Below are 12,423 nucleotides of genomic sequence, written 5' to 3'. Positions count from 1 at the left end.
CGGTTGTGGTACAACGTTGGTGGGAAATTACCGTCACTTGTCAAGCTGAGGCGGAAGAGCTGGTCTATTGGCGCCTTCAATCCTTTGGCTGTCAGGGTACGGCAACCCAGCAACAGCAGGGGCGGGTGTTGATTCAAGGCTATGTGCCGCAGCAGCAGGTGACCTTACTGGACATTGCTGCCCTAGGGGTTTGGATTGAGCAGGATGTGGTGGCGCAGGGCTACCTCTCGCCAAAACTCCACTGGCAGTTGGTGAATGAACAGGATTGGGCCCATAGTTGGCAAGCCTACTGGCATCCGATACCGGTGGGCGATCGCCTGCTGATTTGTCCCGCTTGGGAAATCCCGCCCCTCGAGAACACCCGCTTGGTGATCAAATTGGATCCCGGCATGGCCTTTGGCACAGGCACCCATGAAACCACCCAGCTTTGCCTTGAAGCCCTAGAGATGCAATTGGATCAGACCTTTGAGCCACTGCCGCCCACGGTGATTGCGGATATTGGCTGTGGTAGCGGCATTCTGGCGATCGCCAGCCTCTTACTAGGGGCACAAAAAGCCTATGCCGTGGATACCTCGGATCTTGCGGTCACCGCCACCCAACGCAATGCTGAACTCAATGGCATCAAAGCCGACCAGTTGATTGTCCACCAAGGGAGTTGGGAGCAAGTCCTTGAACTGGTTGATGGCGTCGTCTGTAACATTCTGGCACCGGTGATTATCGAGATTCTGCCCCACTTGCCAGCAATCGTCAAACCCAAGGGCTGGGGCATCTTTAGTGGCATTCTTTTAGATCAAGCAGATCGCGTCGCAGAACAACTAGAACAACAGGGCTGGAGCTTGGGCAGTGTCTGGCGACGGCACGAATGGTGTTGTCTCAATGCTCGCTTTGAACGTTTGCCAGATTAGAAAACTCTAGCTTTTCACCTTGGCCGCAGGTCGCACCAAAGCATAGGAGGTCATCAGTTCTTGATAACAGGCCTCTAAGCGATCCAAGTTGTGACTGAGGCTATAGCGCTCCAGCACTCGTTTGCGGGCTTTGTCCCCCAGCAGGCGAATCATTTCCGGATGCTGATAAAAAATGGGCAAGAGCGTTTGCAACTGGGTTTTCACATACTGCGGATTCAAGACAATGCCTGCCCCAGTGAGCACTTCACCGTCAGCACCGACATCGGTGGCCAAGCAGGCCAAGCCACAGGCCATTGCCTCTAGGAGCGACAGGGACAATCCCTCAATTTGAGAGGGCAGGATGAAAACATCACAGCCGCGTAAAATTTGTAGCCGCTCTTGATCATCGACGATCGAGCCAAGCCAAAGAATATTTTGCTCGGGGCCATAATTGGCCATCAGTGAGGGCATCAGTGCACCACCCCCCACCATCAGCAACTTACAATCAGCGGGCATTTCTGCTGCACACCAAGAGCGCAGAAGCGCTTCAACATTTTTCTCAATGGCCATCCGTCCTTGATAGACATAGAGGTAGCGCGCCTTAAAGTCCTCTTTGGCCGTAGAAGGTCCCGGTGTATATTTGCGCGTATCCACCCCATTGGGAATGACTCGCAGCGTCTCAGCACCAACCCCAAGACGAATCAGCAGTTCCTTTTGCGATTGGGAAAAGACAATCACGCGGTCATAGCGAGCCAAAAAGGGGGCATACAGTTGGTAAGTCATCAAGGCGGTGCCCGCCGTTAGGGTACGATACTTTTCGCTGTAGGCAGGATGAAACGTGGCAACCAGGGGAATGTTTAACTCTTCGCAGATGTCGGGCAGAAAGAAATCGAGGGGGGAAAGAGTCAATGAGGCGTGGACAATGTCGGGTTTGAGTTTCTTGAGGGATTCAACCAGAACTTTGTTGGCTCGCAGGGAGGGCAGGGTATAAACTTGCGATTTATAGAGGCACGGGAGCGTCACATCTGGCATCTCCCCTTCATTCTCAGCTTCCTGTTCATCCTCTTGGGCAAAATGCAGAAAGCTCACCTGATACCCGCGATCCAATAGCCCATTGGTAATTTCACGACTATAGGTGACATTGCCGCAAGGGGGAGATTTTTTGCCAAGCCATGCGATGTGTAAAGCCACGATTATTGATTCCTTTTTATTACGTTATTTATAGAGCAGCGGTACCCACTTGATCAATGATGCGAATGGGGCCATTGACATCGCCACTGAGAAACTGCCGCAGGTAGGGATTATCGGTCGTGCGGGCTTCGGCATGGGTGCCCTGCCAACAAATCCGACCTTGGTAGAGGAGAATCAGGCGATCGCCTGTGCGCTCAATTGTACTGTTTTGGTGAGTGACGACAACGTAGGCATGCCCCGTCTTCTCCCGTAATTCGCGAATCAAATCCTCAATCACTGTGGAGGCAATGGGATCTAGCCCTGCCGTTGGCTCATCGTAAAGCAGGAGATAGGGATCGTCATCGGGGTCTTCGGGATTATCAACAATGGCGCGGGCAAAGCTGACTCGCTTGCGCATCCCCCCGGACAACTGGGCTGGGTAGAGGTCTTCCATGCCAGAGAGGCCGACCATCGCCAGTTTTTCACTGACAATTTCGCGAATGCGGGCTTCGGGCAAACGGGTGTGCTGGTACAAGTAAAAGCCGACATTTTCAGCAACCGTGAGAGAGTCAAAGAGGGCAGATTGCTGAAAGACCATGCTCATGCGCAACCGGCACAGGCCATCTTGGCGCAACCCTTGACGGCGTTCACCAGCCACATAAACTTCGCCTTTATCGGGAGCAAGTAACCCAGCAATAATCCGCAGAATCGTTGACTTGCCCGTGCCAGAGGGGCCGAGAATCACAAGGGCATCTTGGGGATAGATGACTAAATCCACATCATTGAGGACATGCTTATTGCCAAAGGCTTTGCAGACACCGCGCAGCTCTACCAGTGGTTCGGCCATCTGACGCATCCCCTAGCCAAAGGCTTCTAATTGCAGGTCTTCGATCGCTTGCAGTCCCCGTGCATCCCCCAGCTTAAAGAGGGCTGCTTTGGCATCTTCTTGGACACCCATATCAGTGTCCCGCAGGGCAGCAATGAGTTGATCAATGGCTTGGGTGTAAAGAGGCCCAAGGGGAATTTTGCGACAGGCATGACCTAAAGCCCAAGCACAGTTACTACGCACAGCCGCGATCGCGTCCTGAGCCAAGGCAAGGGCAAGGGCAGGAATGGCAACCATCGCCGCCTCTTCACTAGCTTCTGCCACCTGACCCAAGGAACTAGCCGCCCACAGACGCACAGCAGAAATATCCGTTTGCAGGGCACGAATCAAGGGATCAAGGGTGCGCCGATAAATTTCTGGCAAGGGAAAGCGGACGCCACAGTTACCTAAGGCCCAAACAATGCCTTTGCGGACATAGCCATTCCAGTCGCGCTCCAATTGCTGAATGAGAGCATCCACGGCTGCCAAACTGGGGTTACGGCCAAGGGCATAGGCGGCACTGACACGGACAAGGGGACAGGGTTCTTGCAGGAGATTGATGAGATAGGGTGTGGCGCGTTCATCCTGCAATTCGCAAAAGGCGCGAGCCGCCAACATCCGCTCCGTCACATCGGCGGAGGTCAGCAGGGGCAACATGGCTTCGGGATCGGGGCGATCGCTCTCCTCACTCGGCAGCGCCGCTAGTGCATCTTCTGAAGTGTCGAGAAGGGGGAAATCATTGTCATCCATACTGTTTAATCTACAGGATGCTTGGAATCCCGACTAGAGCGCACCGTTGACTTCGCCGCGAAAGCCATAGATCTGGCGACTGCCGCCAAAGGCCACCAATTGCACTACTCGCTCATCCCCCGGCTCAAAGCGAATGGCGGTGCCAGCGGGAATATCTAAGCGCATTCCTCGCGCCTGTTGGCGATCAAATTGGAGGGCAGGATTGACTTCGTAAAAGTGGTAGTGAGATCCCACCTGAATCGGGCGATCGCCCGTATTGGCCACCGTTAACGTCACCGTTGGCCGGCCAGCATTGAGTTCAATGGTTCCCTCTGCGGGGATCAGTTCACCGGGAATCATGGGTGTCTCAGCCAATCTCTAAAGGTATCCCTATCCTAGGGGTAGAGGCGCACCCGCTGCCAGTGGTCTCCTTGGCGCCGATAGCACAGGCGATCGTGGAGGCGATTGGGTCGCCCTTGCCAAAACTCAATCAGAGTCGGCAGAACGCGATAGCCCCCCCAATGCTCTGGCCGGGGGACATTTTCACCATAGCGGGCTTCCACTTCCGCAAGGCGGGCTTCCAAATCGGCGTAGGACTCTAAAACCTCACTCTGCTGAGATGCCCATGCCCCCCAACGGCTACCCAAAGGACGACTTTGAAAATAGGCATCAGACTCCGCTGCACTAATTTGCTCAACAGTGCCCTCAATGCGCACCTGTCGTTCTAGCTCTGCCCACCAAAAGACAAGGGCGGCCTTGGGATGGGCGGCTAATTCTAGACCTTTGCGACTGCGATAGTTGGTAAAAAAGACAAACCCGCGATCGTCCACCTCTTTGAGCAACACCACTCGCGCAGCGGGCATCCCATCCAAGCCAATGGTGGCTAGTGTCATGGCATTGGGTTCTGGTAATTCGGCGTTGACCGCATCCGTAAACCAGAGGCGAAACTGTTCGATCGCATCCTCAGCCGCCTCACTTTCGAGGAGACGTTGACGACGGTAATCACGGCGCAGATCAGCAATGCGGGTCATGGGTTTTCTTCGGACTCGTTGCTTGGGGTTTCTTCACTGATCCTAGAGGATTCCACGGGCGATCGCCGCCACAGGGCGCGGAAAAAATAGCTCAGCAGCAAAAAAATCAAACCAAACCCCATAAATAGGAGTACTCGCCACACCGGCGCAAGATTGATGAGATCAACAAAGAAAAGCCGCAGCAAAGTAATGATCAGCGTGATTAAAGCCACCGTGCGCACTGCCGAGGTGTCCCGTCGCAACCCATAGATCAGCAGTCCGACGCCAAAGAGTCCCCAAACAAGGGTGGCTGCCCCGGTGCCAAAGGGCGCTAGTTCGTGCTGCATCCAGATCATCGTTACCCCATAGCCCAAAATCCAGTAGAGGGGGCGGGTGGGTGGGTGCAAAAAACGGATACTGACTGCTGCGGCGGCAAGCACCACCAAATGGGTGAAAAAAGCCAGATTCAACAGCGGGGGGCGATCGGCGGCGGTAAACAGCAGTTGCCCAACCAAACCCAAGCCGAGCAGTCCCCACCAAAGATGGGCAATAATCCGCAGGGTGCGCGAGGTATAGTGTTGGCTCAGATAATGCAAAATCAACCCCTCGATCGCCAGCGGTGCGAGGATAAAGCGATTGCTGTAGTAACGAATAACAATGCCAAGGGCAATGAGCACAAGTCCCGTCAAGCTATAGACCCAGCGCCAAGGTTGCGGTAAGCGTCGCCAGAGCAGACTGGTGCCAAGGTAGAGCACCCCAAAGACGATAAACACCCGCCCCGTTAGCGTGGCTGACCACTGCCAGAGGGAAGCACTCAAGCCGAGGGCAATCAGTGGGTTAAAAAGGGCGATCGCCTGACCATAGGGCTGTTGAGGGCGATACAGCTCGCGATCGCGCCACTGATACCAAGGGGGCAATACCGTAAAGCCCAGCCAAGTCAACCCAAGAATGGTTTGTAATGCCACGACCCGATCAAGCCGTTGAACGGTAATAGACACCGTTAACATCAGCCATCCCAACCAAAAAGCGGACAGCAGGAGCGATCGCCAGCCCTTCACCCCATAAATTGCCCAACTGCCCAAGAGAATTAAAAAGGTATAACTGGCCAAGGCCAAGGGACGACTCATCTCGGTATTGGCGAGCAGCAAAGGGGTTGCTAGGCCACCAACCACACCAATCACGGCAAAAATGGCTCGATTTTGGCGCAAGGAGATGAAAAATGTCCCTAGGGTCACCAGCACCATCAACGGGAAGGCCACGCCCCAAGGCATGACGGTTAAAAACTGATAGGCGGCAAAGATCGTCAGGTAATAGGTCGCAAGGCCGCCCCCCTGCAAAAACTGGCTAAAGATGGCTCGCCGCTGCAATCGCCAGCCCAACCCCATCAGCACCGTACCAATGACAAAGCCCATGGCCACCAGAACCGCATCGGTAATCCAGCCCAATTCAACGGCGTACCGAAAGAGGAAGCCAATGCCCAACAGCAGCAGGCCAATACCGAGACGGTTGAGCCACAGTTCCCAATTTTGTAGCCAGTCAGCTTGGGAAGGCCTCACTGGGCGTAACGGTGGCACCGCTGGAGATTCAGGCGCTTGGGGTGGTAATTCAACAGTAGGGGCAGGAGCGATCGCAGCCGGTTCCTCAGGTGGCGTTGATTGTGTTGCAGGTTCTGGGAGTCCAGAAGAGGAAAGGTCTTCACGGAGAATAGCTCTTTGCAGAATCTCGAGCGATCGCTGCAGGGCAGCCACAGCGGCTTCTAAGTTTTCAAGACGACGCCGCAAGTCATCCCTGTCTTCCATGGTTTGGCTCCCTACGGGCTATATCCCCGTTTTATGCGCTAGAGAGGAGAGCAATTCCTTGGGCAATGCACTTTATGAAGTGGCTAGAGGAGCATCCCAACAGGGGTACAACGGGAAACAAAATTGGGTGAGAAATCGTCCTATGACACACAGAAAAGGTCGCAAAAAGCAAATTTTCTCTTTTAGATAAATTTTTATTTTCGGTGATCTCAGTCACAAAAATCTTCAGAAATTAAAAACAGTTTGTTAAAAGTTTATAAAATTTTCTTATTTTCTTTCGTCAACTGTAAATTCCGTCAATATGCCAGTCTGCGTAGGTTTCACCGTCTTCAACGCTTTTTTATTCTTTTTCAAAATGTTTGCCACGAACAAAATGCCCCTGATGCTTGATTCTAGGCCTTCGTGGTAGGTTGAAACAGTTCCGCGATGAGAGCGAACACGGCACCAGTAGGGGTAACCCCTGTGTGATGTTGGTGCCCTACTGTCCAGCCGTATGGATGCCCTTTTTAACGGACGCCTATGAAAAAAACGCTTTATGTGGGTCTGACAACAACCACGTTGGCTGTGTTGGGAATCCTTTCCAGTAGCCGTGCCACCACGACCGCACCAGCCCCAGATTCTGTTTCAGCCCCAGCCTCGCCGGTCGTTGCCACCAAAGTGGGGGAACGTCAATCCACGACCCCGACGACAACGCGGGCGATCGCCAGTCTGCATCGTCACCAACAGCAAGGCCGCGAAGCCGTAACCGTCTATTTGCGGGGGATTCCCGTACTCACCTTCTTGGGTCAACGGGTAGCAGCCACAGAGGGAGTGAAAGTCGCTGCTGCCAACGGCGCTGGGATACCAGAGCAAACCACCCTCTCAGAAGCAGCCCAGCAGGCAACCATTCTCACCGCTCGCCTCAATCAGCTTCACGAACAGGGCTTTGATGCCGACCTTGTGCGCGTGCGTTGGGATGGCCAACAACAGAACTATCGCATCTACGCCGACCAAGAACCTCTCCTGACTCTGAACAATCAAGTCACGCTTCCCAATGGTTCGCAACGCAACGATGAAAACGCCCTGCGCATTGCCAACCTGATCCGCCGCCAACTGGGGAATGCCCCTGCCCTAACCAGCGTAGAGGGTAGCCCAAATACCGTTGTGGCCATGGGACCGATTCGAATGCAGTTGACCGGTCTTGCCTCGTGGTATGGTCCCGGCTTCCATGGTGCCCGCACCGCCAATGGTGAGCGATTTGATCAGGATGCCCTGACGGCAGCCCATCGCACACTGCCCTTTGGGACACGGGTACGGGTGACGAATCTCCAGAATGGCCGTTCAGTGGTGGTGCGCATTAACGATCGCGGGCCTTTTACGGGGGGACGGGAAATTGACCTCTCACGAGGCGCTGCGGCTGCCATTGGCCTCATTGGTGCCGGTGTTGGGCCTGTACGCATTGACGTTTTGGATTGATCCCCACCCCGCCAAGGGCAAAATGGTAGAATGAACGACATGCTAGGGGTGTCTGCGGTCAGAGCAGGCTGAGAGCAAACCCTTAGAACCTGAACCAGATCATGCTGGCGCAGGGAAGCTGTCTAGAGAGGATTCTATCAATGGTGCGTAGCGAATGGATTGCTGCCCGCAAGGGGCACGACAATGTCACCCAAATGCATTATGCCCGCCAAGGGATTATCACCGAAGAAATGCACTATGTGGCACGGCGCGAAAACTTGCCCCCAGAATTGATTCGCGATGAGGTCGCCCGTGGACGGATGATTATTCCCGCCAATATCAATCACCCCAACCTCGAGCCGATGGCGATCGGGATTGCCGCCAAGTGCAAAGTCAATGCCAACATTGGTGCCTCTCCCAACTCCTCAAACCTCGAGGAAGAATTGGCCAAGCTGCGTCTCGCAGTGAAGTATGGTGCCGATACGGTGATGGATCTCTCCACCGGGGGGGGTGACCTTGATGCCATTCGCACCGCCATTATTAATGCCTCACCGGTGCCCATCGGCACAGTACCCGTTTATCAAGCCCTTGAAAGCGTCCACGGCAGCGTTGAGCGGCTCACCCCTGATGACTTTCTTCATGTGATTGAAAAGCACGCCCAGCAGGGGGTGGACTACATGACGATCCATGCGGGGATTCTCATTGAATACCTGCCCTTGGTAAAAAACCGCATCACCGGGATTGTGTCGCGCGGCGGCGGCATTCTCGCCAAGTGGATGCTGTATCACCACAAGCAAAATCCCCTCTATACCCACTTCCGCGACATTATTGAAATCTTCAAAAAATATGATGTCTCCTTCTCCCTCGGGGACTCGCTGCGGCCGGGGTGTCTCCATGATGCCTCTGATGAAGCGCAATTGGCGGAATTGAAAACCCTCGGTCAACTCACCCGCAAGGCTTGGGAGCACGATGTCCAAGTGATGGTGGAAGGCCCCGGCCACGTGCCCATGGATCAAATTGAATTCAATGTGCGCAAGCAGATGGAAGAATGCTCTGAAGCTCCTTTCTATGTCCTTGGGCCGTTGGTCACGGATATTGCCCCCGGCTATGACCACATCACCAGTGCCATTGGCGCGGCGATGGCAGGTTGGTACGGCACGGCCATGCTTTGCTATGTGACCCCCAAAGAGCACCTTGGCTTACCCAATGCTGAAGATGTGCGCAATGGCTTGATTGCCTACAAAATTGCGGCTCACGCAGCGGATATTGCCCGTCATCGTCCAGGGGCGCGCGATCGCGATGATGAACTGTCGCGGGCACGGTATAACTTTGACTGGAACCGCCAGTTTGAACTGGCCCTCGATCCGGATCGGGCACGGGAATACCACGACGAAACCCTACCGGCAGATATCTATAAAACCGCTGAGTTCTGCTCCATGTGTGGGCCGAAGTTTTGCCCCATGCAAACGAAGGTGGATGCCGACGCCCTTGCCGAACTGGAGAAGTTCCTCGCCAAGGACAAAGATCAAGTGAGTGCCTCTGCCTAGGGCATGGCCATTGATTTTAAGGGGGGGCTGATTGCGATCGCCCTCCTTTTTGATGTCACCAATGGCTTCCATGATGCCGCCAATGCCATTGCAACGGTGGTGGCGACTCGTGCCCTTTCCCTGCGAGCGGCGCTCATTCTTGCTGCTGTGGCTAATTTTGGTGGTGCCTTTTTGAGTACACGGGTGGCGCTAACAATTGAAGCAGGCATTCTCAACAGCAGTGCCTTGGGTGCCCATTGGTTTGGCGTGATTAGTGCCGCCCTCCTCGGCGCGATGGGCTGGAATTTGCTCACTTGGTATTGGGGGTTGCCCAGTAGTTCTTCCCACGCCCTCATTGGTGGCTTGGTGGGGGCAGCCCTCTTTCAAGTGTCACCACAGATCATCTATTGGCAGGGGATTGTTGAGGCGGTGGTTATTCCCATGGTCGTGTCCCCCTTGGTGGCGATCGCCATTGGCCTGAGTTTCATGACGCTTGTCGAGAAATGGCTACAATCCCAAGACATTCCCCCAGAGCACTGGCAACGGTTGCAGATTCTCTCCGGAACATTGATGGCCGTTGCCCACGGTGCCAATGATGCCCAGAAAACAATGGGGGTGATTACGCTGGCACTGGTGAGTTGGGGACAGTTACCCCATGACGCTGGGATACCCCTTTGGGTAATTGTCGCCTGTGCTCTGGCGATCGCGATCGGTACCTATGGCGGCGGCGAACGCATTATCCGCACCACGGGGGAGAAAATTACCCCCCTTGACCCTGTGAGTGGCTGCTTAGCGAATCTCAGTGCTGCCTTAACCGTGGGGGCGGCGAGTCTGGTGGGCTTTCCCGTCAGTACGACACAAGTCGTGGTAGGCGCGATTACGGGCGCGGGCTATCGCCATCAAGGGGAAGTGAACTGGCAAGTGTGGGCGCAAATTTTCATAGCGTGGGTACTCACATTTCCCGGTGCAGCCCTGCTGGCGATCGCGATCTCTTTTGGCCTAGCGCAACTTTAAGCCAAACTCAGGAAACCTGTGTGGGCTGCATCTGTTGGGCATACTCACGAAAGCGTTCGAGATCCGCTTGCAATGTACTTTCAACCACACGCCCCAAGAAAAGGCGATCCATAATTTGTCCCAAGACCCCCGGAATTGCATAGGAGACCGAGAGCTTAACAATTGTGCTGCCATGGCGATCGTAAAAGCGAATTGCGCCCCGATTGGGCAGCCCATCCACCGACTCCCACTGAATAATTTGGTGCTTGACTTGGCGGCAAATGCGCGATCGCCAGCTAAAATGCCAGTTGCCTGTGGCCAATGTCCAGCGAGATAGCGTGGGGTCTTCTTCGGTGATGACCACAGATTCAATCCACTTCATCCACAGGGGCATTTTCTCTAGATCCGACCACAGGGCCCAGACGCGATCGACATCGGCTGCCACTTCAATCTGAACCGTATGCTCTAACCAACTCATCCATGACCTCCTGCCAAAATCGCTTGGGCGGCTTGTCGTCCGGACATCGTCGCGCCCTCCATACTGTCAATGTAGTCCTGCTGCGTATAGCTGCCCGCCAAGTAAAAGTTAGGAACGGGTGTTTTTTGGGGCGGACGATAGGGATCCATGCCGGGGGCTTCGCGATAGAGGGACTGCGCTAATTTGACGACACTGTACCATGTCATGTTCAGATGGCGCGACGAGGGGAAGAGTTCATGGACTTGGCGCAGCACATGTTGGGCAATCTCTTCATTGCTGGCTTTGATGAAGGGATCACCGGGGGTAAGCACCACTTGTAGTAGGGAACCTTGACCTTCGCGATAGTAGTCCGCTGGGCTAGTGAGGGCTAGATCCGCAAAGCAGGAAAAGTCAGCATCGGCAGTGTAGAGCAGGTTATCAATACCTGTTGCCGCCACCTGTTTTTGCTTACTGGGGTCTTGCAGTTCCGTAACCCAGCCATCAAATCGCAGTTGTACCGTAGCCACAGGCACGGCCTCGAGCTTAAAGATGTTGTCAAAGGTTGGGTGCGATCGCCATGCCTCTGGAATCAGGCGTTGAATCCCCGGCACATCACAGGCACATAGATAGGCATCCGCCGTAACTGTTTCTAGCTCTTCGCCTAGGGGAATCACCAACCCTTCCACCTGCCAAGTGCTCGGATCCTCACCGCGAAAGAGAATTTCCTTCACCCGTCGCCGCAGATGAATCTTAGCCCCCCGCGCTTCAATGTAGTTCACCAAGGGCTTGAGCAGGTATTCCGCCGGTGATCCCTTAAGCATATTGAGCCGTGAGGCAGTTGTTTTGGCGGCAAACATCATAAAGATCGTCAGCATACAGCGAGCGGACATGTGCTCGGTATCAATGAAGCCCAAGGCGTAGGAAATCGGATTCCAGAGGCGTTTGAGGCTATTTTCTGAACCGCCATGCCGCCGAAACCACTCCGCAAAACTGACGCGATCCAAGGCGCGAATTTGGCGCATCGCCCCCTCATAGTCCACTAGACCGCGCACCACAGGACTGGTGCCAAGGGCAATGGCATTAAAGAATTTATCGGCAGCAGAGAGTTGACTGGTGGTGAAGAAGGCCTTGAGACCATTGAAGGGGGCACCCAAGGGAAAGCGAAAATCCAGTTCCCCTACCTGACCACCGCGATTAATAAATGTGTGGGTATGTTCCTTGGGCAGTAGGTTGGCGATCGCCCCCACCTTGGTCATCAGTTCAAAGAGATTGGCGTAGTTGTAAAAGAAAACATGCAGCCCCATCTCAATGTGGTTTCCATCGGCATCTTGCCAACTGCTGACCTTGCCCCCCACAAAGGGACGGGATTCATAGATTTCAACACTGTGACCGGCATCCACCAAATCCACTGCGGCGGCTAAGCCGGCTAACCCTGCACCAACAATGACAACCCGCATCGGTGATCCCAGAAAACTTTACAGATTTTAACATTTTTCGCCCCTCGGACGGTTTCTCGCGCGTTAAGAAACTTGGCAGAGACCCTTGCCCCCCAGAAC

General features: G+C 54.4%; 12 protein-coding genes and 1 riboswitch. Of the genes, 4 read left to right on the top strand and 8 right to left on the bottom strand.

Going from position 1 to position 12,423, the window contains the following annotated elements; translation table 11 throughout:
- Positions 1 to 5: 5 nt before the first annotated feature.
- Positions 6 to 905 carry a 50S ribosomal protein L11 methyltransferase gene (gene prmA / locus KV190_RS00490; protein ID WP_460194086.1) on the top strand — a complete coding sequence of 300 codons (900 nt, stop codon included), beginning with the start codon at positions 6 to 8 and terminating at the stop codon, positions 903 to 905.
- A gap of 6 nt (positions 906 to 911) precedes the next feature.
- Here the strand turns inward: prmA and KV190_RS00485 are convergent, their stop codons facing one another.
- The 6 genes from KV190_RS00485 to KV190_RS00460 are packed head-to-tail and all read right to left on the bottom strand — an operon-like array spanning position 912 to position 6,457.
- Complete coding sequence (locus KV190_RS00485) at positions 912 to 2,075, bottom strand: glycosyltransferase family 4 protein (RefSeq protein ID WP_460194084.1); 1,164 nt, start codon at positions 2,073 to 2,075, stop codon at positions 912 to 914.
- Positions 2,076 to 2,103: 28 nt separating this feature from the next.
- Positions 2,104 to 2,901: an ABC transporter ATP-binding protein gene (locus KV190_RS00480; protein ID WP_460194082.1), complete on the bottom strand. Its 798-nt coding sequence runs from the start codon at positions 2,899 to 2,901 to the stop codon at positions 2,104 to 2,106.
- Between the two features lie 12 nt (positions 2,902 to 2,913).
- Positions 2,914 to 3,669, bottom strand: a complete 756-nt coding sequence (locus tag KV190_RS00475) for a HEAT repeat domain-containing protein (protein WP_460194081.1) — start codon at positions 3,667 to 3,669, stop codon at positions 2,914 to 2,916.
- 33 nt (positions 3,670 to 3,702) lie between these two features.
- Positions 3,703 to 4,008 (bottom strand): urease subunit beta, encoded by a 306-nt coding sequence (locus KV190_RS00470; RefSeq protein WP_460194080.1) that lies wholly within the window; start codon positions 4,006 to 4,008, stop codon positions 3,703 to 3,705.
- 35 nt (positions 4,009 to 4,043) lie between these two features.
- Positions 4,044 to 4,679, bottom strand: a complete 636-nt coding sequence (pdxH, locus tag KV190_RS00465) for a pyridoxamine 5'-phosphate oxidase (RefSeq protein ID WP_460194079.1) — start codon at positions 4,677 to 4,679, stop codon at positions 4,044 to 4,046.
- Positions 4,676 to 6,457 (bottom strand): DUF2339 domain-containing protein, encoded by a 1,782-nt coding sequence (locus tag KV190_RS00460; protein ID WP_460194077.1) that lies wholly within the window; start codon positions 6,455 to 6,457, stop codon positions 4,676 to 4,678. Before KV190_RS00460 ends, pdxH begins: the two co-directional genes overlap by 4 nt.
- A 519-nt stretch (positions 6,458 to 6,976) precedes the next feature.
- On the opposite strand from KV190_RS00460, the gene KV190_RS00455 reads away from it, so the two are divergent.
- From KV190_RS00455 to KV190_RS00445, 3 genes are all read left to right on the top strand, one after another.
- On the top strand, positions 6,977 to 7,912 hold the full coding sequence (locus KV190_RS00455; protein ID WP_460194076.1) for a septal ring lytic transglycosylase RlpA family protein: 936 nt from the start codon (positions 6,977 to 6,979) through the stop codon (positions 7,910 to 7,912).
- Between the two features lie 34 nt (positions 7,913 to 7,946).
- A riboswitch (TPP riboswitch) is annotated at positions 7,947 to 8,045 on the top strand.
- Between the two features lie 10 nt (positions 8,046 to 8,055).
- The gene (gene thiC, locus KV190_RS00450) at positions 8,056 to 9,438 is read left to right on the top strand and encodes a phosphomethylpyrimidine synthase (RefSeq protein ID WP_460195309.1); all 1,383 of its coding nucleotides are present in this window, start codon (positions 8,056 to 8,058) and stop codon (positions 9,436 to 9,438) included.
- Between the two features lie 3 nt (positions 9,439 to 9,441).
- Complete coding sequence (locus KV190_RS00445) at positions 9,442 to 10,431, top strand: inorganic phosphate transporter (protein WP_460194075.1); 990 nt, start codon at positions 9,442 to 9,444, stop codon at positions 10,429 to 10,431.
- A 7-nt stretch (positions 10,432 to 10,438) separates the two neighbouring features.
- On the opposite strand, the gene KV190_RS00440 is transcribed toward KV190_RS00445, so the two are convergent.
- Together KV190_RS00440 and zds are read right to left on the bottom strand one after the other, a co-directional pair.
- Positions 10,439 to 10,888: an SRPBCC family protein gene (locus tag KV190_RS00440; protein ID WP_460194074.1), complete on the bottom strand. Its 450-nt coding sequence runs from the start codon at positions 10,886 to 10,888 to the stop codon at positions 10,439 to 10,441.
- The gene (zds, locus tag KV190_RS00435; RefSeq protein ID WP_460194073.1) at positions 10,885 to 12,324 is read right to left on the bottom strand and encodes a 9,9'-di-cis-zeta-carotene desaturase; all 1,440 of its coding nucleotides are present in this window, start codon (positions 12,322 to 12,324) and stop codon (positions 10,885 to 10,887) included. Before zds ends, KV190_RS00440 begins: the two co-directional genes overlap by 4 nt.
- Positions 12,325 to 12,423: the final 99 nt, after the last annotated feature.

This window comes from Thermosynechococcus sp. FA-CM-4201 (assembly GCF_054689355.1).
The sequence above is the reverse complement of the archived record's forward strand: the minus strand, read 5'-3'. Positions and strand labels throughout refer to the sequence as shown.